This is a genomic window from Sphingomonas sp. VDB2, assembly GCF_047946695.1.
Taxonomy (GTDB): Bacteria; Pseudomonadota; Alphaproteobacteria; order Sphingomonadales; family Sphingomonadaceae; genus Sphingobium; species Sphingobium bisphenolicum.
Window position 1 is genome coordinate 3,367,587 of record NZ_CP159615.1, and the last position, 24,686, is coordinate 3,392,272.

Annotated in this window: 30 protein-coding genes and 1 tRNA gene; 16 read left to right on the forward strand and 15 right to left on the reverse strand. The window is 65.2% G+C overall.

Annotation, left to right across the window (positions count from 1 at the left end; all coding sequences use genetic code 11):
- Window positions 1–82: 82 nt before the first annotated feature.
- The 4 genes from ABT375_RS16810 to ABT375_RS16825 all read right to left on the reverse strand — a co-directional run bounded on the left by ABT375_RS16810 (window position 83) and on the right by ABT375_RS16825 (window position 5,272).
- On the reverse strand, window positions 83–817 hold the full coding sequence (locus tag ABT375_RS16810) for a FadR/GntR family transcriptional regulator (RefSeq protein ID WP_416463404.1): 735 nt from the start codon (window positions 815–817) through the stop codon (window positions 83–85).
- 17 nt (window positions 818–834) lie between these two features.
- Window positions 835–1,758: a Gfo/Idh/MocA family protein gene (locus ABT375_RS16815; RefSeq protein ID WP_416463405.1), complete on the reverse strand. Its 924-nt coding sequence runs from the start codon at window positions 1,756–1,758 to the stop codon at window positions 835–837.
- Window positions 1,755–3,332: an aldehyde dehydrogenase (NADP(+)) gene (locus ABT375_RS16820; protein ID WP_416463406.1), complete on the reverse strand. Its 1,578-nt coding sequence runs from the start codon at window positions 3,330–3,332 to the stop codon at window positions 1,755–1,757. Before ABT375_RS16820 ends, ABT375_RS16815 begins: the two co-directional genes overlap by 4 nt.
- A 137-nt stretch (window positions 3,333–3,469) precedes the next feature.
- Window positions 3,470–5,272, reverse strand: a complete 1,803-nt coding sequence (locus ABT375_RS16825; protein ID WP_224551200.1) for an IlvD/Edd family dehydratase — start codon at window positions 5,270–5,272, stop codon at window positions 3,470–3,472.
- A 154-nt stretch (window positions 5,273–5,426) separates the two neighbouring features.
- Here ABT375_RS16825 and ABT375_RS16830 point away from each other — a divergent pair, with 154 nt between their 5' ends.
- Window positions 5,427–6,323, forward strand: coding sequence for a 2-dehydro-3-deoxygalactonokinase (locus ABT375_RS16830; protein WP_416463407.1), 897 nt, complete (start codon window positions 5,427–5,429; stop codon window positions 6,321–6,323).
- 4 nt (window positions 6,324–6,327) lie between these two features.
- Window positions 6,328–6,960: a 2-dehydro-3-deoxy-6-phosphogalactonate aldolase gene (locus ABT375_RS16835; RefSeq protein WP_261935401.1), complete on the forward strand. Its 633-nt coding sequence runs from the start codon at window positions 6,328–6,330 to the stop codon at window positions 6,958–6,960.
- Window positions 6,961–6,963: 3 nt separating this feature from the next.
- Here the strand turns inward: ABT375_RS16835 and ABT375_RS16840 are convergent, their stop codons facing one another.
- Window positions 6,964–9,006 carry a PAS domain-containing protein gene (locus tag ABT375_RS16840; RefSeq protein WP_416463408.1) on the reverse strand — a complete coding sequence of 681 codons (2,043 nt, stop codon included), beginning with the start codon at window positions 9,004–9,006 and terminating at the stop codon, window positions 6,964–6,966.
- Window positions 9,007–9,156: 150 nt separating this feature from the next.
- Between ABT375_RS16840 and ABT375_RS16845 the strand changes: the two genes are divergently transcribed.
- The 4 genes from ABT375_RS16845 (at window position 9,157) to rpsI (ending at window position 12,159) form a co-directional block, all read left to right on the forward strand.
- The gene (locus ABT375_RS16845) at window positions 9,157–10,200 is read left to right on the forward strand and encodes a COX15/CtaA family protein (protein ID WP_416463409.1); all 1,044 of its coding nucleotides are present in this window, start codon (window positions 9,157–9,159) and stop codon (window positions 10,198–10,200) included.
- Complete coding sequence (locus tag ABT375_RS16850; protein ID WP_416463410.1) at window positions 10,197–10,985, forward strand: hypothetical protein; 789 nt, start codon at window positions 10,197–10,199, stop codon at window positions 10,983–10,985. The genes ABT375_RS16845 and ABT375_RS16850 overlap by 4 nt, the downstream gene beginning before the upstream one ends.
- 134 nt (window positions 10,986–11,119) lie before the next feature.
- The gene (gene rplM, locus ABT375_RS16855; RefSeq protein WP_082679079.1) at window positions 11,120–11,599 is read left to right on the forward strand and encodes a 50S ribosomal protein L13; all 480 of its coding nucleotides are present in this window, start codon (window positions 11,120–11,122) and stop codon (window positions 11,597–11,599) included.
- Complete coding sequence (rpsI, locus tag ABT375_RS16860; RefSeq protein ID WP_416463411.1) at window positions 11,599–12,159, forward strand: 30S ribosomal protein S9; 561 nt, start codon at window positions 11,599–11,601, stop codon at window positions 12,157–12,159. Before rplM ends, rpsI begins: the two co-directional genes overlap by 1 nt.
- Window positions 12,160–12,229: 70 nt before the next feature.
- On the opposite strand, the gene ABT375_RS16865 is transcribed toward rpsI, so the two are convergent.
- The gene (locus ABT375_RS16865) at window positions 12,230–13,126 is read right to left on the reverse strand and encodes a diacylglycerol/lipid kinase family protein (protein WP_416463412.1); all 897 of its coding nucleotides are present in this window, start codon (window positions 13,124–13,126) and stop codon (window positions 12,230–12,232) included.
- Window positions 13,127–13,207: 81 nt separating this feature from the next.
- On the opposite strand from ABT375_RS16865, the gene ABT375_RS16870 reads away from it, so the two are divergent.
- The gene (locus ABT375_RS16870) at window positions 13,208–14,116 is read left to right on the forward strand and encodes a metallophosphoesterase family protein (RefSeq protein WP_224551208.1); all 909 of its coding nucleotides are present in this window, start codon (window positions 13,208–13,210) and stop codon (window positions 14,114–14,116) included.
- 35 nt (window positions 14,117–14,151) lie between these two features.
- Window positions 14,152–14,934: a helix-turn-helix domain-containing protein gene (locus tag ABT375_RS16875; protein ID WP_416463413.1), complete on the forward strand. Its 783-nt coding sequence runs from the start codon at window positions 14,152–14,154 to the stop codon at window positions 14,932–14,934.
- A gap of 12 nt (window positions 14,935–14,946) precedes the next feature.
- On the opposite strand, the gene ABT375_RS16880 is transcribed toward ABT375_RS16875, so the two are convergent.
- A complete protein-coding gene (locus ABT375_RS16880) occupies window positions 14,947–15,798 on the reverse strand; it encodes a class I SAM-dependent methyltransferase (protein WP_416463414.1) in 852 nt (283 codons plus the stop codon).
- A gap of 41 nt (window positions 15,799–15,839) precedes the next feature.
- Here ABT375_RS16880 and ABT375_RS16885 point away from each other — a divergent pair, with 41 nt between their 5' ends.
- The 5 genes from ABT375_RS16885 to ABT375_RS16905 all read left to right on the forward strand — a co-directional run bounded on the left by ABT375_RS16885 (window position 15,840) and on the right by ABT375_RS16905 (window position 18,344).
- Complete coding sequence (locus ABT375_RS16885) at window positions 15,840–16,580, forward strand: double zinc ribbon domain-containing protein (RefSeq protein ID WP_416463415.1); 741 nt, start codon at window positions 15,840–15,842, stop codon at window positions 16,578–16,580.
- A gap of 63 nt (window positions 16,581–16,643) precedes the next feature.
- On the forward strand, window positions 16,644–16,901 hold the full coding sequence (grxC, locus tag ABT375_RS16890) for a glutaredoxin 3 (RefSeq protein WP_416463416.1): 258 nt from the start codon (window positions 16,644–16,646) through the stop codon (window positions 16,899–16,901).
- Window positions 16,902–16,909: 8 nt separating this feature from the next.
- The gene (locus ABT375_RS16895) at window positions 16,910–17,740 is read left to right on the forward strand and encodes a carbon-nitrogen hydrolase family protein (RefSeq protein WP_416464927.1); all 831 of its coding nucleotides are present in this window, start codon (window positions 16,910–16,912) and stop codon (window positions 17,738–17,740) included.
- A complete protein-coding gene (locus tag ABT375_RS16900) occupies window positions 17,737–18,207 on the forward strand; it encodes a DUF1178 family protein (RefSeq protein ID WP_416463417.1) in 471 nt (156 codons plus the stop codon). Before ABT375_RS16895 ends, ABT375_RS16900 begins: the two co-directional genes overlap by 4 nt.
- A gap of 60 nt (window positions 18,208–18,267) precedes the next feature.
- Window positions 18,268–18,344 (forward strand) — tRNA-Arg (locus ABT375_RS16905).
- 10 nt (window positions 18,345–18,354) lie between these two features.
- On the opposite strand, the gene ABT375_RS16910 is transcribed toward ABT375_RS16905, so the two are convergent.
- Genes ABT375_RS16910 through ABT375_RS16930 form a run of 5 tightly spaced genes read right to left on the reverse strand, consistent with a single transcriptional unit; the run spans window position 18,355 to window position 21,380 of the window.
- Window positions 18,355–19,458 (reverse strand): tyrosine-type recombinase/integrase, encoded by a 1,104-nt coding sequence (locus ABT375_RS16910; RefSeq protein WP_416463418.1) that lies wholly within the window; start codon window positions 19,456–19,458, stop codon window positions 18,355–18,357.
- Window positions 19,455–19,634: a hypothetical protein gene (locus ABT375_RS16915; RefSeq protein WP_416463419.1), complete on the reverse strand. Its 180-nt coding sequence runs from the start codon at window positions 19,632–19,634 to the stop codon at window positions 19,455–19,457. The genes ABT375_RS16910 and ABT375_RS16915 overlap by 4 nt, the downstream gene beginning before the upstream one ends.
- A gap of 2 nt (window positions 19,635–19,636) precedes the next feature.
- On the reverse strand, window positions 19,637–20,260 hold the full coding sequence (locus ABT375_RS16920; protein WP_416463420.1) for a hypothetical protein: 624 nt from the start codon (window positions 20,258–20,260) through the stop codon (window positions 19,637–19,639).
- Between the two features lie 59 nt (window positions 20,261–20,319).
- Window positions 20,320–20,931 (reverse strand): hypothetical protein, encoded by a 612-nt coding sequence (locus ABT375_RS16925; protein WP_416463421.1) that lies wholly within the window; start codon window positions 20,929–20,931, stop codon window positions 20,320–20,322.
- Window positions 20,928–21,380 carry a hypothetical protein gene (locus ABT375_RS16930; RefSeq protein ID WP_416463422.1) on the reverse strand — a complete coding sequence of 151 codons (453 nt, stop codon included), beginning with the start codon at window positions 21,378–21,380 and terminating at the stop codon, window positions 20,928–20,930. The genes ABT375_RS16925 and ABT375_RS16930 overlap by 4 nt, the downstream gene beginning before the upstream one ends.
- A 271-nt stretch (window positions 21,381–21,651) precedes the next feature.
- Here ABT375_RS16930 and ABT375_RS16935 point away from each other — a divergent pair, with 271 nt between their 5' ends.
- Genes ABT375_RS16935 through ABT375_RS16945 form a run of 3 tightly spaced genes read left to right on the forward strand, consistent with a single transcriptional unit; the run spans window position 21,652 to window position 22,479 of the window.
- Window positions 21,652–21,882 (forward strand): hypothetical protein, encoded by a 231-nt coding sequence (locus tag ABT375_RS16935; RefSeq protein ID WP_416463423.1) that lies wholly within the window; start codon window positions 21,652–21,654, stop codon window positions 21,880–21,882.
- 5 nt (window positions 21,883–21,887) lie between these two features.
- Window positions 21,888–22,115: a hypothetical protein gene (locus ABT375_RS16940; RefSeq protein WP_416463424.1), complete on the forward strand. Its 228-nt coding sequence runs from the start codon at window positions 21,888–21,890 to the stop codon at window positions 22,113–22,115.
- A gap of 1 nt (window position 22,116) precedes the next feature.
- A complete protein-coding gene (locus ABT375_RS16945) occupies window positions 22,117–22,479 on the forward strand; it encodes a hypothetical protein (RefSeq protein WP_416463425.1) in 363 nt (120 codons plus the stop codon).
- Between the two features lie 8 nt (window positions 22,480–22,487).
- Here the strand turns inward: ABT375_RS16945 and ABT375_RS16950 are convergent, their stop codons facing one another.
- The 3 genes from ABT375_RS16950 to ABT375_RS16960 all read right to left on the reverse strand — a co-directional run bounded on the left by ABT375_RS16950 (window position 22,488) and on the right by ABT375_RS16960 (window position 24,596).
- Window positions 22,488–22,880 carry a hypothetical protein gene (locus tag ABT375_RS16950; protein WP_416463426.1) on the reverse strand — a complete coding sequence of 131 codons (393 nt, stop codon included), beginning with the start codon at window positions 22,878–22,880 and terminating at the stop codon, window positions 22,488–22,490.
- Window positions 22,877–23,578, reverse strand: coding sequence for a DUF433 domain-containing protein (locus tag ABT375_RS16955; RefSeq protein ID WP_416463427.1), 702 nt, complete (start codon window positions 23,576–23,578; stop codon window positions 22,877–22,879). Before ABT375_RS16955 ends, ABT375_RS16950 begins: the two co-directional genes overlap by 4 nt.
- 388 nt (window positions 23,579–23,966) lie before the next feature.
- Entirely contained in the window at window positions 23,967–24,596 is a 630-nt protein-coding gene (locus ABT375_RS16960; RefSeq protein ID WP_416463428.1) for a hypothetical protein, read from the reverse strand.
- Between the last annotated feature and the right edge of the window lie 90 nt (window positions 24,597–24,686).

A 24,686-nucleotide genomic window follows, 5' to 3' on the forward strand; every position in this document is an offset into this window, starting at 1 on the left:
CCGTCCGCCCTGAGCCAAATCGAAGGGTTCGACCGACCGCAGGGAGGTCGCTTCGCTCAGCCCGAACGGATGGGGGGCTGCCTTACCCTCCAGGCTCCGCCAGCGCGATATCCATGTCGGCGAGCGCCAGGCGCAGGAGTTCCGCCATGGTCGCGCGGGCGGCGGCGGTGTCACGGGCGGCGATCGCCTGGAACACGGCGCGATGGTCGGGCAGGGGGTCGCGCGGCAGCAGCTTCTTGCGATGCTTGAAGGTCGTGGTCCAACTGACCGCTGCGCCGACCGAGCTGGCCAGCGCCTCCAGCGCGTCATTATGGGTGGCGGCCAGGATGGCGTGGTGGAAACGCTGGTCCGCGGCGCGGCCGTCGGGGGTCGACAGGCCGAAGCGCCCCATCTCTGCTAGCGCCGTCTCCATCGTCGCGATCTGATCGTCGGTGCGACGCCGCGCGGCGAATTCGGCCGCGGCGGGTTCGATCACGCCGCGCAGCTCGAACAGGTCGCGAATGAAATTGGCGTCCGGCTCGCCCGCGAACATCCAGGCGAGCATTTCGGGGTCCAGCACGTTCCAGCGGCTGCGCGGCAGGACGCGGGTGCCGGCCTTGGGGCGGCTTTCCAGCATCCCCTTGGCGATCAGGATGCGCACCGCCTCGCGATAGGCGGTGCGGGAGACGCCGAGGCGCTCGGACGCCTCGATTTCACCCTCGAACAATTCGCCCGGCTTGTGCTTGCCCGTAAGGATGGCGGTGCCCAGGTCGCGGGCGATCGTCTGATGGATGCGCAGTACGCCCTCCTCGGATCCGATCTTACGCCCGCTACCCAAATCCCCGCTCCTATAATCTAGTCCTCAAATGCTGCCGTAGGGCAATGCCGTCCGCAAAGAAAGGCGTCCGCCACCAGACGCAGCGGCGCTGTGTCGGCGTCGACCGCCTTGTCCGCCACCAGGCCGACGAAACGGCGATACATGGTGGGATATTCCTCATCCGGCGCCTTCATCTGCACTTCGCCGTCGAGGCGGAGGGTATTGCCGCCTTCGGACAGGAGCAGGCTGCCCTTGTCCGTCTCGACCGCGATGTCCCAGGTTTGCGGCCCGGTCTGGCGCCAGTCGAACACGGTGTCGATCGCGGCTCCGGATGCCGTCGCCATGGCCAGCGTGGCGCCGATCGGCGCCTGCTTGTTGGACGGCACTTCCAGTTCGGCCGATAGGACGGTGATCGGTTCGCCGACGATTTCGGTCAGGATCGACAGGGCGTTGATGCCCGGATCGAACACGCCAAAGCCGCCCGCTTCCCAGATCCAGGGCTGGCCCGGATGCCAGTGACGGACATCCTCGCGCCACTGGATGTCGATCCGCTCGACCTTGCGCGCCGCGATCCACGCCTTGGCCTGCGCCACGGCGGCGGCATAGCGGCTGTGCCAGCTTGCGTAGAGCGTGACGCCCTCCGCCTTGGCCAGCGCAGTCAGTGCCTCCACTTCGGACACGGTCGCGCCCGGCGGCTTTTCCAGAAACACATGCTTGCCCGCCAGCAGCGCCTGCCGGGCCGCCTGATAGCGGACCTGCGGCGGCTGGCAGAGGATGACGGCGTCGAGGTCCGGTTCGCCCGCCAGCATCGCGCCGAGGTCGGGGTAGTTGTTCACCCCTTCCCCCTGCGCGTTGCGGCTGGCGACGGCGACCAGATCGATGCCGTCGATCTTCGCAATGGCGGGCAGGTGCTGATCGCGCGCGATCTTGCCGAGCCCTACCAGACCTGCCCGGATCGTCATGCGGTGACGTCCAGCTTGCCTTCGTTACGGCGCGTCAGGCTCCAGGGGTTGGCGTCCTGCAATGCGGGCGGCAACAGCGCGTCGGGCAGGTCCTGATAGCAGACGGGACGCAGGAAGCGCATCATCGCCAAGGTGCCGACCGAGGTCGAACGGCCGTCCGAGGTCGAGGGGAAGGGGCCGCCATGGACCATGGCATGGGTCACTTCGACGCCGGTGGGCCAGCCATTGGCGAGGACGCGGCCGACCTTGCGCGACAGCGTGGGTAGCAGCTTGGCGGCATCGTCCGCATCGCTGGCTTCCATCTGGAGCGTGGCGGTCAATTGGCCTTCCAGATCGGCGATGGTGGCGATCACGTCATCGATCGTGGCGCACTTCACCAGGATCGAGGACGCGCCGAACACTTCATGCGCCAGCGCCGGGTTGGCGCGGAACTGGTCGGCGGCGGTCGCGAAGAAGGCCGACTGGCCACGATTGACGCCGTCCGCTTCGGTGCCGCGCGCGACGGTAGTGACGCCGTCCGCGCTGGCCAGCGCCTCGACGCCCTTTTCATAGGCGGCGTGGATGCCGGGCGTCAGCATGACCTGCGCCGCGTTGGCCGACAGGGCATTGGCGGCCGACGCAACGAAGCCGTCGAGATCGGGGCTGTCGAGCGCAATCACCATGCCGGGATTGGTGCAGAACTGGCCGGCGAACAGCGACATGGAACCGACGAATGCGGTGCCCAGCGCTTCGGCGCGCGCAGCGAGCGCACCGGGCAGCAGGACGACCGGGTTGATCGAGGACATTTCCGAATAGACCGGGATCGGCTCTTCGCGCTTGGCCGCGATCTGCATCAGCGCAATGCCGCCGCCGCGCGACCCGGTGAAGCCCACCGCCTTGATGCGCGGATCGGCGACCAGCGCGCCGCCCAGATCATTGGTGGTGCCGGGCAGGTAGGAGAAGACGCCTTCGGGCAGGCCGCAGGCTGCGACCGCCGCGATGATCGCGCGGGCGACCAGTTCGCCGGTGCCGGGATGGGCGGGATGGCCCTTCACCACGACCGGGCAACCCGCGGCGAAGGCCGACGCGGTGTCACCGCCCGCGACCGAGAAGGCCAGCGGGAAGTTGGATGCGCCGAACACGGCGACGGGGCCGAGCGCCTGATTGACGCGGCGCAGGTCGCTGCGGGGCAGGGGCGCGCGGTCGGGCAGCGCCTTGTCGATCGTGGCGTCCAGCCAGTCGCCCTGGCGGACATAGGAGGCGAACAGGCGCAACTGGCCGACGGTGCGGCCGCGTTCGCCCTCCAGCCGGCCGCGGGGCAGGCCGGATTCGCTCATCGCGGTGGTGATGAGCAGGTCGCCGATGGCGACGATCTGGTCGGCGACGCTTTCCAGGAAGGTGGCGCGCGCGTCGGGGGTCAGGGTGGAGAAGGCTTCGAACGCGGCGTCGGCCAGCGCAGTCGCGTCGGCGACATCGGCGACCGAGGCGTTGGAGAAGGCGATGTCGCCCCTGGCGCCGGTGGACGGGTCGATGGCGTAGAAAGGCGCGCCGCCGGTGCGCTCGCTCGCGCCGATGAGGATGGCTCCGTTGAACATGATGTTCTCCTGAATGGGGGGTGGAATAGCGGGTCGATCATGCCGCCGGGATCGGACCCGTTTGCGGCACATATCAGGCTGAAATGACAGGGAAGGGGGCGGCCTCAGATGGATAGCCGCCCCCTTTTTTACAAGGATCAGTGGTTGTCGCGCGGCAGGCCCATGGTCTGGGCGATGCGCTGATATTTCTCCGCGCCTTCCAATATGGCGCCGGTGTTCAACTGGCCGACGACCGACCGCTGGATTTCCTGCCAGGGGGTTTGCGAGGCGGGATATTGGAAGCCGCCAGCGGCCTCCAGCTTCGCCCGGCGCTCGGCCAGTTCCTCGTCCGAAATCAGGACGTTCACCGTGCCGGCTTTCAGGTCCATGCGGACCCGGTCGCCGGTTTCCAGCAGCGCCAGGCCGCCCATTGCCGCCGCTTCGGGCGAGGCGTTGAGGATGGACGGGCTGCCTGACGTGCCCGACTGGCGACCATCGCCGATGCAGGGCAGGGCCGAAACGCCTTCGGTGATGAGATAGGCGGGCGGCCGCATGTTCACGACTTCCGCCGCGCCCGGATAGCCGATCGGCCCGGCGCCGCGCATGAACAGCAGCGAGTTGGCGGTGATGCCGGTGGCCGGATCGTCGATCCTGTGATGATAATCCTCCGGCCCGTCGAACACGACCGCCGGGCCTTCGAAGGCTTCGGGATCGTCGGGGTTGGACAGATAACGATCGCGGAACTCGGCGCTGATGACGCTGGTCTTCATGACGGCGGCGTCGAACAGATTGCCCGACAGGACGAGGAAGCCGGCGTCCGTGACCAGCGGCTGGCCGAACGGACGGATGACCTTCTCATCCTCGATCTCCACGCCCTTGCAATTTTCGCCCATGGTCTTGCCATTGACGGTCATCGCGCCTTCGCGGATCAGGCCCTGGTCGATCAACTGGCTGACCACGGCGGGAACGCCGCCGGCGCGATAATAATCCTCGCCCAGATACTCGCCGGCGGGCTGGAGGTTGACCAGCAGAGGCACCTTATGCCCGACCGTCTCCCAATCCTTGAGCGGCAAGTCGACGCCCATATGGCGGGCGATGGCGGACAGGTGGATCGGTGCGTTGGTCGATCCGCCGATCGCCGAATTGACGACGATGGCGTTGTGGAAGGCGTCCAGCGTCATGATGTCCGACGGCTTGAGGTCTTCGGCGACCATTTCGACGATGCGCTTGCCGGTGAGATAGGCGACTTCCTGGCGATCGCGATAGGGGGCGGGGATGGCGGCGGAACCCGGCAGCATCATGCCCAATGCTTCGGCCAGGCTGTTCATGGTCGATGCCGTGCCCATCGTGTTGCAATAGCCGGTCGACGGCGCGGACGAGGCGACGAGCTTGATGAAGCCTTCGTCATCGATCTTGCCCGCCGCCAGCAGCTGGCGACCCTTCCAGACGATCGTGCCGGACCCGGTGCGCTCGCCCTTGAACCAGCCGTTCAGCATCGGGCCGACCGACAAAGCGATGGCGGGGATGTTGACGGTGGCGGCAGCCATCAGCAGCGCCGGCGTCGTCTTGTCGCAGCCGGTGGTCAGGATCACGCCGTCCAGCGGATAGCCGTACAGGGCTTCGACCAGGCCCAGATAGGCGAGGTTGCGGTCGAGGCCCGCGGTCGGGCGCTTGCCGGTTTCCTGGATCGGATGGACCGGAAATTCGAGCGCGATGCCGCCCATTTCGCGAATGCCCTCGCGCATCCGCTCGGCCAGCACGATATGGTGGCGGTTGCAGGGCGACAGGTCGCTGCCGGTCTGGGCGATGCCGATGATCGGCTTGCCGCTGCGCAATTCGTCCAGGCTCAGGCCGAAGTTCAGATAGCGCTCCAGATAGAGCGAGGTCATGTCGATATTGTCTGGGTTGTCGAACCAGGCGCGGCTGCGCAGCTTCGGGAAGGTCTTGGGCGAATCGCTCATCGGGGCATCCTGATTCAAGAAATGGCTGACGCAAAAATTGGGCATGGCGCGTTGACGCGCTCCGCCTCCTGATATACTCAGACAAATAGAAATTCAAGCACCCCAAGCGGGGAAATGTGAGCGCTACCATAAATAAAGGCCGGAGAGCGTGCTGGTGAGTGGTTATTCCGTCGTCGGGGACTGGGGGACGAGCCGTCTGCGGCTGTTCCGGGTCGAAAAGGCCGTGCTGGCGGCGCGGCGCGACGGGCCGGGGATCGGCGCGGTGGGCGGCGCGGCGGAGGCGGCCTTCGCCGACACGATCGCCCCCTGGCTGGCCGACGGCCCGCCCGAATCGATCACCCTGTGCGGCATGGCCGGCGCGCGCGACGGTTGGATCGAGGCGCCCTATGCGGACTGCCCGGCCGATGCGGCGCTATGGCGGCAGGTGGCGATGCGTTTCGACTGGCGCGGCGCGCCGGTCGCCATCATGGCGGGGCTGGCCTGCGAGGGGGCGGACGGCATCGCCGATGTCATGCGCGGCGAGGAAACCCAGATTTTCGGGGCGATTGCCCGCGATGCTGCGCTCGGAGCCGGGCGGCATATGATCGTCCTGCCCGGCACTCACAATAAATGGTCGCTGGTCGAGGATGGCCGCATCGCTGCCTTCCGCACCATGCCCACCGGCGAACTGTTCGCGCTGCTGCGCGACCGGTCGACCCTGGGGCCGAAGGTCGATGTCGCCAACCCGATCGAGGAAGCGGCCGGCTTCGCCGAGGGGCTGGACCGCGCGCGCGACGGGAAGCTGTTGCAGTCGCTGTTCGCAGCGCGCGCCATGCGGCTGCGCCAGGGCCGCTCGCCCGACTGGGCGCTGGGCTATCTGTCGGGCCTGCTGATCGGGTGCGAGGTCGCGGAGATGCGCGGTATGCTGGGTGCGACGGACAGCGTCACCCTGATCGGTGACGCCCGCCTGTCCGCCCGCTATGCGCAGGCGCTGGACAGGCAGGGCGTGGCGACACACATGCTGGACGGCGACGCCTGCGCGCTCGCCGGCCTTGGCCTGACGGAGATTTGATAGCATGACCCTGGACGACCTGCTGGCCGATGGCGCGCCGCCCGTCTGCGCGATCCTGCGCGGCATCCGGCCCGACGAAGCGATCGACGTGAGCGCCGCTTTGGTCGATGCGGGCATCCGCATCCTGGAAGTGCCGTTCAATTCGCCAGATCCGCTGGTCAGTATCGCGGCGATGCAGGCCGAATTTGGCGACCGGGCGCTGATCGGCGCCGGCACCGTGCTGAGCGTCGAGGCAGTCGAGGCGCTGCACGACGCGGGCGGGCGCATCATGGTCACACCCAACACCAATCCGGCGGTGATCGCGCGTGGCGCGGCATTGGGGCTGGACCTGCTGCCCGGCTTCATGACGCCCAGCGAAGCCTTCGCCGCCATCGCGGCAGGGGCGAAGCGGATCAAGCTGTTCCCGGCGGCCCGTCTGGGCGCGGCCTATGTGAAGGCGGTCAAGGACGTGCTGCCGCGCGAGGTGGGCGTGTGGGCCGTGGGCGGCACCGGCGCGGACACGATCGGCGAATGGCTGGCGGGCGGCTGCGAAGGCATCGGCGTGGGCGGCGCGCTCTACAAGCCGGGCGACGACGCGGCGACGGTCGGCCAGCGCGGCCGCGATCTGGTCGCGGCGTGGCAGGCGACGCTGCGCTGACAGTCAGGCGACCGTTTCCGGCACGTCCGCAGGTCTGTCCAGCACATCCCGAACCTTGGCGGCGAGTTCGGCATAGCTGAAGGGCTTGGTCAGCAGGTCGACGCCTTCGTCCAGCCGGCCGTGATGGACGATGGCGTTGCGGGCATAGCCGGTGGTGAACAGGATTTTGAGGGCGGGCCAGCGCAGCTTGGCCGTGGCCGCCAGATCGGCGCCGGTCATGCCGCCGGGCAGGACGACATCTGTGAAGAGCAGGTCGACCGGTCCGTCGGCCGCCTCCAGCGCCGCCAGCGCGGCCGCGCCATCGGCGGCCGGGACGACATGATAGCCAAGGTCGCGCAGCACTTCGAAGGAATAGGCGCGGACATCATCGTCATCCTCGCATAGCAAGATGGTTTCCTGTCCGCCCGTCGCCGCGAACGCAGGCGTTTCCGGCGCGTCCTCCATGGTCGTGCAGCCATGATGGCGCGGCAGATAGAGCATGACGCTGGTGCCCTGGCCCGGCTCCGAATAGACCCGCATATGGCCGCCGGACTGTTTGATAAAGCCATAGACCATCGACAGGCCAAGGCCGGTGCCACGCCCGACATCCTTGGTGGTGAAAAAGGGTTCGATCGCCCGCGCCAGCGTCGCGTCGTCCATGCCTTCGCCGGTGTCCGACACGCCGATCATGACATAAGGGCCGGGCGCCAGGTCGGTTTCGCGCGCGGCCTGCTGCGCATCGATATGGCTGTTGCTCACCTCGATCGTCAGCTTGCCGCCATCGGGCATGGCGTCGCGTGCGTTGACCGCAAGGTTCAGCAGCGCATTTTCCATCTGGTTGACGTCGACGGCGATGGGCCAGGGTTGGGGCGCCTCCATCGTCGTCACGCTGATGGTTTCGCCGAGCGTCCGGTGCAGCATGTCGGACATGCCCGCAACCAGCCGGTTGGGATCGGTCGGGCGCGGATCGAGCGGCTGGCGGCGGGAGAAGGCGAGCAGCCGCTGCGTCAGCACGGCCGCCTTGTCTGCGCCCGCCGCCGCGCGCGCCACCATGCGCTGAAGCCGGGCGTCGTCGGCGGGCAGCGCGCGTTGCAGCAGTTCGAGGTTGCCGGTGACGATCTGGAGCAGATTGTTGAAGTCATGCGCGACCCCGCCGGTCAACTGGCCCAGCGTCTCCATCTTCTGCGCCTGGCGCAGCGCAGCTTCGGCATCGGCCAGCGCGCGGGCATGGGCGCGCTGTTCGGTGACGTCGCGGGCAACGGCATAGATGATGTCGCGGTCGGGCGCGGCGGTCCAGCTGAAGGTGCGATAATCGCCGTCGCGCGTGCGGAATCGATTGTCGAATCGCAGCACCGGCTGGCCATGCGCCAGACCGTCAATCTGATCGCGGGTGGGCTGGATGTCGTCGGGATGCTCCATCCATTCGGCGGTGCGGCCGATCAGTTCCGCCTCGGTCCAGCCCAATATATCGGTCCAGGCCGGACTGGCCGCGAGCCAGACGCCGGTCGTGTCGGCGATCAGGAACGGGTCGCGCGCCAGCGCCCAGAGGCGGTTGCGGTCGGCCAGCATCGCCCGTTCCGCCAGGACGCGCTGGGTCGTCTCGCTGACGATGCACAGGACGCCGCCGATCGATCCGTCGGCTTCGAACACGGGGGAATAGCTGATGTCGAAATAGACGTCCTCGCCGCGCCCGCCGTCGCGCTCGATATAGAAGGGGCGATCCTTGGCATGGACGGTTTCGCCGGTGTCGAGGACGGACCGGAGCAGCGGGCCGAGATCGGCCCACAATTCGCTCCAGCCTTCGCGCGCGGGGCGGCCCAAGGCGCGCGGATGTTTGTCGCCGATCGTCGGGACATAGCTTTCATTGTAGAGGGCGCAGAAGTCCGGCCCCCAGAACAGCACGATCTCCGCCCTGGACGACAGCATCAGGCGCACGGTCGAGACGAGAGTGGGCGACCAGCCGTCGACCGGGCCGAGCGGGGAGGACGCGTCGAGCCGGGCGGTGAGGGCGCCGATCGGCCCCTGTGCGGCGATCATCGCGGCTGTTCCCGGCGATGCGGCGGTCATCGAAAACCCCTGTAGAAAATCACGTTGGAAGGATACGCCTGCGGGGCGTTTTGTTTCCCCCCTCCACTGCCAGCGCCTGGGCTGATTTGTCCATGCCTATGTCGTGCAGGACGGCTTGAAAAGGGCAGGGCATGAGCGCATGGACCCGGCATGACAGTGTCTCCCTTCACCCGCGCCGCTCCGTCCGTTTCGCGTCCCGCCGCCATGGCCCGCTGGTTGCTGGTCGTCGCCCTGCTGGTCTTCTGCATGGTGGTCGTGGGCGGCATCACGCGGCTGACCGAATCCGGCCTGTCGATTACGCAGTGGAAGCCGATCACAGGCGCTATCCCGCCGTTGACCCACGACCAGTGGATGGAGGCGTTTCGCCTCTATCAGCAGATTCCCGAATATCAGCAGTTACGCCAGGGCATGACCCTGTCGGATTTCCAGTTCATCTTCTTCTGGGAATGGCTGCACCGGCTGCTCGGCCGCCTGATCGGCGTCGCCTTCGCCCTGCCGCTGGTCTGGTTTGCGGCGCGGCGGGCGATCCCGGCGGGCTATGGCGGACGGCTGGTTGCCTTGCTGGCGCTGGGCGGATTGCAGGGGGCGATCGGCTGGTGGATGGTGAAGTCGGGCCTGTCGGTGCGCACCGACGTCAGCCATTACCGGCTGGCGGTGCATCTGCTGACGGCGCTGTTCATCATCGGCGGGCTGGTGTGGACCGCGCTCGACCTGCGCGCGCTGGCGCGATCGCCGCGGGCGCGGCCTGCTGCGCTGCGTCCTTTCGCGCTGCTGGTGCTGCTGGTGCTGCTGGTCCAGTTGATGCTGGGGGCCTTCACCGCCGGCCTGGACGCGGGCTATGTGTCGAACACCTGGCCGCTGATGAACGACCATGTCGTGCCCGAAGGCATCCAGTGGCTGGGGTCACTCTGGGCCACGGTGTCGAGCGATCCCTATCTCGTCCATTTCCTGCATCGCTGGTGGGCCTGGGTTGCGGCGGTGGCGCTGGTCGTGCTGGCGCGGCGCGCGAGGCAAGCCGGGCAGCGGGGCGCATCGATCGCGATCAACGCGGCGGTCGGCACGCAAATCCTGCTGGGCATCGCCACCGTCATCAGCGGCATCGCGCTCCCGCTCGCCGTACTGCATCAGGCGGTCGGGGCGCTGGTCGTGGCCGCCGCCGCCTGGGGCGCCCATGCCGTGGGCGTGCGCCGTTGAGGCGGCTGCTCGCCGCCGCGCTGATCGTCCTCAGCCAGCCGGCGGCGGCGCAGGGCATCGCCATCCCCTTCGCGCCGCCCACGGACAGGGCGTTGGTTTATCGGATCGAGCAACATCGGCCGGTCGAAGGCGCGACCCGCCGGTTCAGCGCGATCCGCGACCTGAAGTTCGAGCGGGCGGACCAAGGCTATATCTTGCAGGCGACGCTGCGCGCCATCGACAGCGATGCGCCGGCCGCCGGGGCGGAGCCCTATCGCGCTGCGCTGACCCCCCTGATCGGCGTGGTTCTGCGGTTCCGGCTGGACGGGCAGGGGCGGATCGTCGGCCTCGACAATGTCGACGCCGCCTGGGGCGCGGTGCAGGCGGGAATCGACGCCATGCTGGCCACGTTCGCGCCCGATACGCCGCGGCACAAGGCGGCGGCCAATGTCCAGGCGCTGTTCGCCAGCCTGTCGCCCGACGGTCGGCTCGCGCTGCTGGCCGGCGAAGTCCAGCCGATATTCCTGTTTGCGGGCAGCACTGTGGAAGGCGGCGAAGGGCGCGGGCTGCGCACCGTGGCAGGATCTCCGCTGGGCCGGCCGGTGCCGGTCGAAGGCACGCTGCGCGTCGTCGGGCAGCCGGCCGATGCGCTGGACCTGGAGGAGAAGCTGGCGGGCGAGGGGGTGCAGGTCGGCATCCGGTATCGCCTGTCGCGGGCCAGCGGGCTGGTGGAAACGCAGCAGCGTAGCCTGGCCGTGGGCACGCTCGCCCTGACCGAAAGCCGCACGCTGACGCCCGCCAATTAGGGAGAGGTATTATTTTACCCGTCAGCAAAGGGGCCGAATCTCTTGACTTGTCGGGCCTCACCCGTCATTAGCGCCCCACTTCCGGGTGTCGGCGACGGCGCCCGGTTTCATTTTTATTCTGGAGTATTGGCACCATGAAGGCGCTGATGAAGACCACCAAGCCGGCGACCCCGGCAACGGTCGAAAAGAAGTGGGTCCTGATCGACGCCGACGGCCTCGTCGTGGGCCGTCTCGCTTCGACCGTGGCGAATATCCTGCGTGGCAAGCACAAGACCAGCTTCACGCCCCATGTCGATTGCGGTGACAATGTCATCATCATCAACGCGGGCAAGGTCAAGTTCACCGGCAAGAAGCTGACGGACAAGGTCTATTACAAGCACACCGGCTATGCCGGCGGCATCAAGGAAACCACGCCTGCCAAGATCCTGGAAGGCCGTTTCCCCGAGCGCGTGCTTGAAAAGGCCATCGAGCGCATGATCCCCCGTGGCCCGCTGGGCCGCCAGCAGATGCGCAACCTGCGCGTCTTCGCCGGCACCGAGCATCCCCACGAAGCCCAGAACCCCGAAGTGCTCGATTTCGCGTCGCGCAACCGCAAGAACAAGGTGGGTGCATAATGTCCGATAACCGCCAGTCCCTGTCCGACCTCGCGGCGATCGCCGCCGAAGCCGCTGCCGCTCCGGTCGCCGCTGCTGCTGCGCCTGCCGCTGCCGTGGAAGGTGAAGAAGCCGCTGCGCCGATCGCGCCGCCGGTTTCGACCATGCCGCTGCGCGAACAGGAAATCGACAGCCTCGGCCGCGCCTATGCGACCGGCCGTCGTAAGGATGCCGTCGCCCGCGTCTGGGTGAAGCCCGGCACCGGCAAGATCACGGTCAATGGCCGCGATCAGGAAGTCTATTTCGCCCGTCCGACCCTGCGTCTGGTGATCAACCAGCCGTTCGGCGTGACCGATCGCAACGGTCAGTATGACGTGATCGCCACCGTCAAGGGCGGCGGCCTGTCGGGCCAGGCCGGCGCGGTCAAGCATGGCATCGCCCAGGCGCTGACCAAATATGAGCCTGCGCTGCGCAGCGCGGTCAAGGCCGAAGGCTTCCTGACCCGCGACAGCCGCGTCGTCGAGCGTAAGAAGTACGGCAAGGCGAAGGCCCGCCGCAGCTTCCAGTTCTCGAAGCGCTAAGCTTTTTCGAACATCAAAACAGGAAAGGGACCGGTTTCCGGTCCCTTTTTTGTTGCGCGTACAGATGGAGCTATCCGTCCGCCGGCACCGCTACCTCGACCGCGCCCGGCGCGATCTTCACGGTCACCGGCGTCTTGGCCAGCACTTCGCCGTCGATCGAGATGCGCTGGCGGGGATGGGTCTCGATCCTGAACGACTTCCCGTGAAATTCTTCGGTATGGGCGTCGCGATCGCGCAGCTTGAAGAATTTGGCGTACCAGTCCCAGGCGAGGCGCGGCTTGCTGCGCCCGACCACTGCCTGAATCACGATTTCGCCCGTATCGACATCGGCATGGTCGGACAGTTCGACCCCGCCATGATAGGGGCCATTAAGGATGCGCACCTCGGTCGACCACAGGCGGCGCTGATTTTCGCCATCGTCGATCGTCAGGCGGAAGGCGCGGAAGCCGACCGAACATTTGACCGCCCACATCAGATAGCCGATCCGCCCGAGATAGCGTTTCAGCTTGTGCGGCACGGTCCGGCCGATCATCGGCGACAGGCCCAATGAAGCCGCGTTGACGAAATAATCCTGGTCGATCATGCCCAGGTCCACGCGGCGTCGCTTGCCACCGGCGATGGCCTGCACTGCGCCGTCCAGGTCCAGCGGCAGGCCCAATGTCCGCGCGAAGCTGTTCGCGGTGCCCAGGGGCAATATGCCAAAGACGCAGTCCTTGCCGACGAATTCGTCCACCGTGCCGGACATGGAGCCGTCGCCGCCGCCCACGATCACCATCGGCGCGCCGCTGTCCACCGCCTCGCGCACGATCTGCGCCATCTTCTCCGGCTCTTCCACCGCATGGGCGGCGATCAGGCGGACGCCAGCGGTCTCCAGCTTCTCCTTCGCCTGTGCGAAATTATCCTGCCCGCGTCGGCTATGGGCATTGACGACCAATATGGCGTCCTTGGGAAGGGGTTTCGTTTCCATGCCGCAATAACTCCGTCCGATCGATTTCGGGTGCATCGAAAAGCATCGGGAAACCCTAGGCCATGGATTCGTTACCCTGGCATGGCTCGCATCGCGCATCTTTCCGATATTCATTTCGGCGCCAACGATCAGAGGATCGTCGACGCCGCCACCGCCTGGCTGGAGGCACGCCGTCCCGACCTTGTGGTCATCAGCGGCGACTTCACTCAGCGGGCACGGGTGGAGCAGTTCAAACAGGCGGCGGCCTGGCTGGGGCGGCTCAAGGCCGCAGGGCTGAAGACGCTGGTCATTCCGGGCAATCATGACGTGCCGCTCTACGATGTGGTGCGACGGTTTGCCGCGCCGCTGGATCGCTACAAACGCTATGTCAGCAACGATCTGTGCCCCTTCTACGAAGATGGCGAGGTCGCGATTCTGGGTCTCAACACCGCCCGGTCGCTGACGATCAAGGATGGGCGGATCAACCATGACCAGATGGACATGCTGCGCGATCGCTTCGCCAAGGTGGCGCCGGCCAAGACCCGCATTTTAGTGACACACCATCCGCTCTTTTCCATGCCGATCGGCCGGGGCGGGGAGTTGAGCGAGGCGGTCGGCCAGCATGACGATGCGGTCAAGGCGGCCTGCGAGGCCGGCGTGCATCTGGCGCTGGCCGGCCATTTCCACCGCACCTATGCGGAGGCTGCTCGCAAGATGGTGGAACATAGCGGTGGCGCGCTGGTGATCCAGGCCGGCACCGCCACGTCCACCCGACTGCGCAACGATGAGCCGCAAAGCTTCAACTGGCTGCATGTCCGCCGCAACAACGAGATGGAGTTGCAGGTGATCGTGTGGGACGGCACGGCGTTCCGGCGCGCGAGCCATGTGGAATATCGGCATGACGGTGAGACATGGGCGTCGCGGGAGATGACGGACGCGCCGACGGTGGGCGAGGTGGTTGGGATGAGTAGCAACCGATCCCCCGACTTGAATACAAATTTTTCGGGGTAGCTGCCATCCTGGGCCTGACCTAGGTCTTGGATATTATGAGCATGCAGATGACGGATATGGGCTGGTCGCTGACCGAAAAGGAGAAGCAGACGCTGCGCCTGATCGTCCGCGGCCATGATGCGAAGTCGATCGCGCGGAGCCTGGGCCTTTCCGTCCATACGATCAACGAGAGGCTGCGCGATGCGCGGCGCAAGATGGCGGTGTCGAGCAGTCGGGAGGCCGCCCGGATGCTGCTGGAGGCAGAGGGTGGCGATCCGGGCACGTCCCCCGATTATCTGGGGGACAGAGAAATCGGGGCAGACGCGCTTGCGGCTCAGGCGGATGAAGACGGCGCGCCGACCAGCGGCGCGGGGCGGACACCCCGTCCTTTCTGGATCATCATCGGAGTTATGCTCATGACGCTTGTCCTTGGCCTGCTGGCGCTTGCCGCCTTGCCGCAACTCGCTTCCGCACCCTCGTCACAGGCGCCGACCGCCACCGAGGCTGCGCCGCGCACGGAAGTGGTCGACGCCGCGCGGCAATGGCTGGTCCTGGGGGATCAGGGGCGTTGGGAGGACGGCTATCGAGCGACGGGATCATCCTTCCGCAAGGCCAATACGCCAGAGCTCTGGGCATCGGTGCAGGACAAGGTGCGCACCCCACTGGGCGCGCTGATATCCCGCGACCTGCTCAGTCAGGAATATCTGCTCGCCCCGCCCAACGGCTTTGAGATGGTGAAGTTTCGCACGCGCTTCGCCAACAAGGCCGAGGCGACGGAGTCGGTGACGCTGGAACGCGAAGATGGTATCTGGCGTGTGGTGGCCGTCATGATCGAGTGACAGGCGAAAACGCTAGGCTTTCCCTTTGAGCGCGGCGGCCAGTGATACGGTCGCGCTGCCGCGCTTTGCCGGTCCTGCCTGGCTGGGATCGGGGCTCCAGCCGGACAGATAGACTAGCGCCATCTGTTCGCCGGTGCGGCCGTCCGGGTCGGCGGCATCGGCGAAATGGCCCGCTGCGCGCATCAGCACCTCCCGCGTCAGGACCGGCGCGCGCGTGTCGAGGACATTGCCCGCGCCCATGAAGCGCAGGTCGTGCATCAGGCGCACGACATCGCCATAGCGGATGGTCAGCGTTTCGCCGTCCGCGACCGGCATGGCGAAGCCGGCGCGGCTGAGCAGATCGCCGGCCGATCGCACATCGACCTGCGGGTGGACATGCTGGCCGGGCCGGTCGGCTTCGGCGGCGAGCAGGGCGGATTTGAGGCGGGGCAGGCTGCCCGCGCCCGCAAAGGCCGCGAGCATCAACCCGTCGGGGCGCAGCACGCGCCGCATCAGGATCAGCGCGCCGGGCAGGTCGTTGACGCTGTCGAGCGTGCCGCAGGCGACCACCAGATCGAAACTGTCGTCGGCGAAGGGCAGGGCGTCCTCGTCCATCTGGACGCCGCCCGCCGCTTTGGCCGCAAGGAAGCCGGGATCGGCGCAGGCGACGCGCTTGCCCATCGCTTCCAGCGCCGCCTTCGCGCTGCCATCCGGACAGCCGATGACCAGCGCTTCGGGCAGGTCGCGCTGCACGTCGGTCAGGCGATCGAGCAGTTCGTCCAGCATCGCGCGATAGAGGAAGTCATGATCGGCGAAGGTGGGTAGCATCCGGTCGCGCTGGCGCGCACGCCGGGCGCGGTCGAAAATGTCGGGGCGGTTATCCATGGCGGGCCTTGTGCATCGGGCGCGAAGTGCGGACAAGGCAGATGATGTCGCTCCTCCCGCTTCTCAAGGGCGTTTTGCAGCCTGCGGTCGATTATGCGCTGCCACCGCGCTGCCCCGGTTGCGGCGCCATCGTGGGGGCGGATTTCGCCTTTTGCCTGTCCTGCTGGAGCGGCATGGAATTGCTGGGCGAGCCTTGCTGCGCCCGGTGCGGCGCGCCCTTCCCGCATGACATGGGCGCGGGGGCCGAGTGTGGCGTGTGCATGGCCGACCCGCCGCCCTGGGACAGCGCGCGCGCGGTGCTGGCCTATGGCGATGTCGCCCGGACGGTGGCGCTGCGGCTCAAATATGGACGGCGCATCGGCCTGGCGCGGCTGATCGCGCGGCAGATGCTGCGTCATGTGGGGGACGAGGAGGCCCTGATCGTGCCGGTGCCGCTGCATCGCTGGCGGCTATGGCATCGGGGGTTCAACCAGTCGGCGTTGATCGCGGATCATCTGGGACGGCTGACAGGCTGGCCGGTGGACAAGCGGGCGTTGCGCCGGGTGAAGCGGACCGCGCCGTTGCGGGGGATGAATCCCAAGGCGCGGGCGAAGGCGGTGCGGGGCGCCTTCGCGCTGGCGAATACGGATGCGATCAAGGGGCGGCGCGTGCTGCTGATCGACGATGTCCATACCAGCGGGGCGACCGCGGCGGCCTGCGCGCGGGTGCTCAAGCGCGGCGGTGCGGTGGACGTGCGGCTGTTGTGCTGGGCGCGGGTATTGCCGGATGCCGATGGAGAATGAGGCGCGGCGATTGACAAAGCGGCGCGTTCCCCCAATTTCGGAAGAAAGGAGCGTCTCATCATCATGGCGAATGTCGAAATCTATACCAAGGCTTGGTGCGGCTATTGCGCCCGGGCAAAGGCGCTGCTGACCGACAAGGGCGTGGCGTTCGAGGAATATGACATCAGCATGGGCGGTCCCAAGCGCGACGAGATGCTGGCGCGCGCGCCTGGTCGCACCACCGTGCCGCAGATTTTCATCGACGGCCAGCATGTCGGCGGCAGCGACGACCTGTCGGCGCTGAACCGGGACGGCAAGCTGGACGCGTTGCTGGGCCTGTGAGCAGCAGGATGCGCGCGGCGCTGTTCCAGATGACCAGCGGGATTGATCCCGCCGCCAACGCCGCCGCCATCGTCGAGATGGTGAAACGGGCGAAGGGCGAAGGCGCGGACATGCTCTTCACGCCCGAAATGGCGGGCTGCCTGGATCGCGACCGCAAGCGCGCGGCCGATACGCTGCGGAGCGAGGCGGAGGATGTTGTGCTGGCCGCCGTGCGCGATGCGGCGGCGCGCGAGGGGCTGTGGGTGCATATCGGATCGCTGCCGCTGAAGGGCGAACGGGCCGACGGGCGCTGGGCCAATCGCAGCTTCCTGATCGACGATAGCGGCGGCATCCGGGCGCGCTATGACAAGATCCACCTGTTCGACGTCGACCTCGCCACCGGGGAGAGCTGGCGCGAATTGTCGGTCTATGGGCCGGGGGAGCAGGTGGTCGCGGCGGACACGCCCTGGGGGCGGATGGGCTTTTCCATCTGCTACGACATGCGCTTTCCCGATCTTTATCGCGCGCTGACCAATGCGGGGGCGACGATCCTGCTGGCGCCTGCCGCCTTCACCGTGCCGACGGGCCAGGCGCACTGGCATGTGCTGCTGCGCGCGCGGGCGATCGAGGCGGGATGCTATGTCATCGCGACCGCGCAGGTGGGGACGCATGCCGATGGGCGGACCACCTATGGGCATAGCGTGGTGATCGATCCCTGGGGTGACGTGCTGCTCGACATGGGCGACGCGGCCGGGCTGGGACTTGCGGAATTGGACCTGACGCGCATAGGGGATGTGCGCGGGCGCGTGCCGGCGCTCGCCAACCGCCGTATGATAGCGAAGGATGTGACGATTTCGTGATCGTGTTCGACCTGAAATGTGCGGGCCAGAGCCATGTGTTCGAAGCATGGTTCGGGTCCAGCGCCGATTATGAGGATCAGAAGGCGCGGGGCCTGCTCGCCTGCCCGCTATGCGGCGATGTCGATGTGACCAAGGCGGTGATGGCCCCGGCGGTCGGTGCGAAGGGCAACAGCCGCGCGGTCGCTGTGCGCGAGGAACCCACCGCGCCGGCGATGAGCGGCGCGGACCAGGCGAAGATGAAGGCGCTGGTCGAGGCGCTGGCGACTGCGCAAAGCAAGGCGCTGGAGGACAGCACGTGGGTCGGGCGTGGCTTCGCCGAGCAGGCGCGCGCGATGCATTATGGCGAAAAGGACCGCAGCAGCATCCATGGCGAGGTCGCCCCGGCCGAGGCGAAGGCGCTGATCGCCGAGGGGGTGGAGGTGGCGCCGCTGCCCTTTCCCGTCATCCCGCCGCAGGCCAAGAATTGAGCCATTAATTGACCGCACAGAATTGACCGGGCGCGCCGCGCGCAATAGAGCCGTCGCCGGGCACCCGTAGCTCAGCAGGATAGAGCATCAGATTCCTAATCTGAGGGCCATGGGTTCGAATCCCGTCGGGTGCACCACCTTTGCCATTTACGCCTCCTTTTCCAAGGGCTTATCGTCTTGATTGGCTAACCTCTTGCGAAGGTTAGCCATCAGCTTCTCGCCAGCCTCGTCCGAAAGCGTCCTTTGATCGGCCGCAGCTGTGTAGCGCGCAACCTCGCTATCGGTCGTGTGGCCGGTCCATGACTTGATTTGCTGATTGCTGCATCCGGCCTCGGCAAAGCGTCTGGCAGCGGCCTTGCGAAGCCCATGGGCGCTACACGCGCCCAACTGGGCTTCATCGCACCAGGCGCGGAACCTGTTACCGAAGCCCTTGCGCGTGAACGGGCGTCCCAGCCCGTTCACGACGAAGATCATCGCGCGCGAGGGTGTGGCCAAGATTGAGGCAGCAAGCGGGGGCAGGATCGGGAGACTGACCGTCACGCCGGTCTTTTCCTGCGTAAGGGTGATTCTCTTATCGCGAACATGCCCAGGGCCAAGCAGGCGTATGTCGCCGCCGCGCTGGCCGGTGAATAGCAACAGGTCGAAGGCAAGGCGAGCCATAGTGCCAACCTGATGCGTCGCCTCATAGGCCGCGATTTCATCCTCGCTCCACGTGTGGAAGCCGCTACCTTCCACCTTGAACGGCCGCGTGGCATCCACCGGATTGACCTTCGCCAAACCCTGCCGAATTGCGAACTGCATTAGCGCCTTGAGCCGCTTACGCAGCATGTTTGCAGCCGTTCGGTGCGGCAGCATGTCAGCCATCATCTTTTCGACGTGACGGGGCTGAAGGTCGCGAACCATCGCTTCGCCGTAGCGTTTCCCACTTGTCGGCTTTTGCTGGCGCCAACGCTCGATCACGCCTCGATACACGACGCGTGTCCGCTCACCAGGATCTAGGAAGTCAGGCGACCGATAATAGCGGGCGATCAAATCGTCGAAGCTGCCGGCGGCGGCGCGATCGGCACCGGGATCAATCACAGGTGCGGCTATCCCGCTTTTGCAGGCATCATATTCCTGCCGGAACGCCTCGGTTCCAGGCGCAGCCTTGAAGGTATAAACGGCAAAGCCTTTGCGGCGAAAGCGATAGCGTCGCTTGCCGTGGCGGTCGCGATACTCGCTCACCCATTCAGGAAGCCAACGCTTTTTCACGTTCCCTGAATCTCGTCAAATGAGTTGGACGTGTTGGTGCCGACGTCACCGAAAATGAGCTTAATCGTCCCGTCAGGCCCAATGATGGCGCTGCCTACTTTCAGCCCAGCCGCCACCGCGCCCTTTGCCGCACGGGTCAAATCAGCCTGCTTGAAACGGGGGCGGCGGACCGTCATCTTCAGTCTTCCAGATTGAGGCCAGACCTCAACTTAAGCGCGCGCCGCCAGGCGTTTCTGATAGCCGCATCCATCGGGAGAACAATGATAGGAACGGGATAGCCCGCCAAATCCATAACCTGCGCCTGCGCACCATCAATTGCCCTTCGGTCAAGGCTCATCGCCGTGACGGTTCCCGACATGAAATCTTGCACCCGCAAGTAAGCAGGATCGTCTGGCATAGGCATGTAGGGGATGCCGTCATCCATTGTAGCCTTGGCCTTCAACTCCGCGTAGAGCGAACGGATATGGTCAGGCACGCCCTTGATTTCCAACAACGCCTCAGCAGGAATTCGGGCCGCTAGCGCTTGCCGCATGATAGCGAGCATCCCCAAATCGATCATGCTGAAGCGTCGGGTCGTCCCCGGGGTGACCTGCGGAATACCGAGCCACGGATAGCGGTTGATCCATCCTACAATCGTAGGCCTGGGCACTGCCAATATCTTTGACGTAGCCTCAGCCGCTTGGGTCGGTTCGTCAACATCCGGGCACATAGAACTGATGGAAGGCATTGCAATCTCCGAGGTGTTGACCTCTGAATACCTTAAACCTGTTTTGCAGTCAACAGATTGGGATTTTCGTTCCACATCCTGCCCTTGGGGCAGGGTAGCGATCCAGCCTCCCACCGGAATCGAACCTCCCACAATCACGCCGCGCGCCGCGCAGGATTGATGGCGGCCAGCGCCTGTAAATCGCGCCTAATGAGGCGCTCATTTTCTTCTTGCCGTTCCTCATAGGGGTTGTCCCACATGATTTCGAGCTTGCTCAGCACGGCCGCCGCGTCGGGGGCGTCCATCAACATCAAATCGTCTCTCGCGGCCAAGAGAGCGTCGTGAAGGCGTGTGTCTTGTTCATCGATCGCGGCCGCGCCTAGCCGTTCTTCTGCTTCCTGATATCGGATAAACCATTCAGCCCATTCGGCGCTGAGTTTTTCACCGATGCGGCGGCCCTCTGTCGTTGGTTCCCGCATCCAGGCGTCGGGCCGCTTGGCATTATAGGTGGCGGTGACGCGCAGGCCGGGTCTAAGCTCCGATGACACCGAGTGTGGAGGTAGAGGGCATATGTCGCTCAATCGCTCCTGCAACGGGTTCCAGACCGTCGCCAGATGCGTTTCGTAGGCCGCTTCGGCTTTGCGATAGCGGCGGAGCGCGCCGGCCCAGCCTCCGGCAGGCAGGCTAACGGCCGACGAGGCCGCAGCGGCCGCTGGCACGACGGCGAGGGCGCCGATGACAGCGCGGCGGGACAAGGCGGCGCTCATGCTGCCATGCCTTCCACGTCCCGCACCAGGCAGGCCCAGAAATCTGGATAGTCGTCGTCGCCTGTATCGATGTCGACGGCCGCATCCACCATCATCAACTTCGCCAGCAATGCCGCTGCCGTCGTCACCCGCCTCAATAGCACGGCCTGGCGGGCCGCCAGCTCACGGGATGCATAGCGATCGAATGTCGCTTGCTGTGCTTCAGCATCCCCTGCGGTGGCATCAAGCGCCGCCTGCCATTCTTGGTCGATCGCGGTCCAACGGCGATGATCCGCCCAGAATGCGTGATCTACGGGCGGGGATGCGACCGGACGCGCCAGTGCGATCGGCGCAAAGCCGGTCAGTGTGACGGCTGCTAAGGCAGCACGACGGGAAACGGTAGAGGAGGCGGATTTACCGCCTACAATGATGGGTTCGCCCGTGATAGGGGCGGCAACAGCCTGAGACATGGGGAACTCCGTGTCGATGGTTAGAGCCGGACGGAAGTTGGTAGCTTCCGTTCGGCTTGCATTCCTGATAACGCTAAATACACGATGACGTCAATTAGCGATAACAAAAAATCAAGGGGTCGGCCCGTAACGACTGGAACAGGTCAGATGATTGGTGTTCGCCTCCAACCCGATCAACTGGCCGCGCTTGATCGGTGGATAGAGGGCCAGGACGAACCGCGTCCCTCCAGGCCAGAAGCGGTGCGCCTCATTCTGAGCAAGGAATTTGCTGATGGTTAGCGTGCGTTTCTTCGATGGCGACGGTGAAAATGGCCAACCCATATTCGACGTGGAGATGATCGCGCCGCCGCAAATCGGTACGACGGTCCGGTTTGATTGGTGGAATGCCAAAGACGAAGTATATCGTGTTACGGCTATCGAACATAAGATCAAGGTTGTCATGGTCGACAACAAGCCGGCGGCAACCCATTCATTTGTCATCGTCTCGACGCAGCTTATCTGATCGGCATGAAAAAGGCTGAAGCCGAAAAGGCGATCCGCCATCTCACTCACAAATGGGCGCGCGAAAATGCCGTTGTGGTGGGTGCTGACCACATGCCGTCCTTTGGCGATTTCCGCGACTGGTTAGGTCGTGAAGGATATTCTGATTATCTCAACTTCCGATCGACCATGGGTGCGCGTGAAGACGCGGAACAGTGGTTTGATGAAGAGTTGAAACAGACATGGCGAAATTGAGATGGCTGACACGATCTACATAGGCGCCAGTTTTCCGGTCGAGCATGTCGAGGCGATGGATGCTTGGCGCGCAGCACAGGATGATCCGCGGCTGACGCGGGCCAATGTCTTGGAATATTTTGTCGCGATAGGCTTGGGATTGGAGCCGCCGATCTTTTCGGATCGAAAGCGGCCTCCGACGGAGGCCGAGCGAGACGAACGAGCCGAGCATTATTGCCAACTCTACGAGGAGTTGGGTAGCTATGCGGCGGTCGGGCGTCAGGTCGGCGTTTCTGCCGGAACTGTGACAACCGTTATTCGGAAATATGAAATTCGGAACAGCCTGGCGGCTCTCAGGCACTCGCAACGGGAGACGGACGGCTGAACGTTCGCCTATGCCATCTGGCGAAGACGTCCCTTAATAGGTAGCTCGAAGCATCCCTGCGCGATCGTCTCCGACATGATCGTCATGGCAGGCCACATGATTAGAATGCGCGCCGTCTGCTCATTGAATGGCATCTTTCTGACCGTCGGCAGGGCAAAGAAGCCAATCAGACCTGCACGCAGGAATAGATCCCGTGACGGCTTCTGTTTCGCTATGCGTCTGTCGCCCGACAACACGCACCATCCGCCCTCTTTGCCCAGCCGCTCGATCCATTCCGCGTCAAGCAGGCTTCCCGTGCCGAACTTGTCCTTCATATGCTCGACATGGTGTTCACCGGCGAATAACGCGCCAAGGCCTCGGCCGAGCCGTGGGGGAAGGTCGTTGTCGACCAGCAGCTTCACGCGGCTTTGAGGTGCGCAATTTGCGCCTCATAAGCCAAGGCATCTTTTACCAGGCGAGGTCTGATCTCATAGAGTCGGGCTACCTTTTCGATCGACCCTTCTGCCTTGAGCGCCTGCGCGATCGTTGCGGTGGCGATCCCATGATCGGCGATGATGGGTTGCCCGAATGCTCGATCGGGGTCCGCAACGATCGTCTTGCGCCCATGCAGCAGCCACCAGCGCTCCGCCCCATCCGGGCCGAAGTCCAGGTCCGCAAGGCTGGGCTCTACCACGCGGCGGAACACGCCCTGCTTGTGCTTCAGGTCGATGAGCTCCGGTTCGTCCAGGTCGCGGGTAATTTGGAGAAAGATGTTTTTGCCGTCGGTCTTAAAGTCCGACGTCGAGAAGGGGCGTTCCTGCCCGACGATTTCCTTCGCCCGCTCCATGCAGATACGGATCGTGGGCAAGCCTATGCGCTTCTTGCGTAGAGCATTGACGATCCGTGCTTCGATCAGGTCGCGGAAGCCCAACAGCACGCCATCCGATGCCTCAGGATCATATTGCGGCGTCCACAAGGCAGGTTCATGCTGGAGCTTGGCCTCCCTGCTCTTGTGGTCATAGCCCAGCACCCATCGGCGCAGCGTCTGCGCGCCCATGCCGACCATCCTTGCCGCCTCAGGCGCGGTGTAGATGCCGATGCCGTAACCTGCCTGCGTCATGCTTCGTGCTTTAGGCAGATAGCTGAAGCTATGCTATCCCGAAATTGGGAAAGGGTCGGATCGCGCGGGTGCATTCTCAAATGCCATTAGCATTTCGAACACGATATCCCGCTGTGTCGTGCCCAGGGTGGTTGCCAGTAGGGTAAAGCCGACTCGATCGACCGCCGCATGTCTGACATGGCGCGTGCCACCCAAACCGGCTGTCACCGGATGCGACGCAAAGCGAACGTGCCCAGCCGCCGCTGGGCATTGCGCCAAGATCACGTCTATCGAGGCTAGAATGTTATGATGCCGACGGCCAAAGCGCCTCGCCAAATCACGGCTATCGACCCAAAGCGCCGGCGCTGGAGGCGGGGAGCTATCCGGGGGTAGATCAGGCACGTGCGCTTTATTCGGCACCGAGCCGCTCATTAAGGCTGCGAGGCCGTACAGTCGCCACCAGCATCAGCCACAGCGCGCCGACAAGCGATGTCGACACGGCGCGCACCCGATATGCCCATTCGATCTCCTGCGCCTCGAAATCGAGCCTCATGCGGGGGCTGGACTGGGCGACACTGACGATACCCGTATAGGCCTCAACGAACCGCTTAGTAATGACGGCCCCGGCCATCGGGCCGCCATGCAGCGCCATCGTCACAAGGTCATTGCGACGGATGGTCAACCGTTTGTCCATCAGCAGGTAAGTCATATCACCGACGGCGGGGACCATGCATTCGCCGGTCGTCCGGGCGATCATGAACGGGCCGATGGATCGGCCGCCTTTGCCAATCGGCGTGATGGCATTGAGCCTTGGCGGCTTACTCGACAAGGCATCACACTCGATATCGCCTGAAAACATCGCGCCGGGGCTGATCGCTGTTGAGATGATGAATGAAACCACCATACCCCCAAACGTCTGGGCAAAGGCGGCACCAAAAACAGCGGCTGTGATCGGATCGGCGTAGGCAATTGTCGGGGTAAAAAGCCAGGCACTCAGTACGCCGACACAACATGCGCGAAAGAAATTGTGGATGGTCATGTCACGATCCTGATGGAGATGGCAGGGAGGGTGAGGAAGGCCCGAACAGGCCCAGGGCGGCCCTCCCGCCAGACTATCCACCCTTCGCTT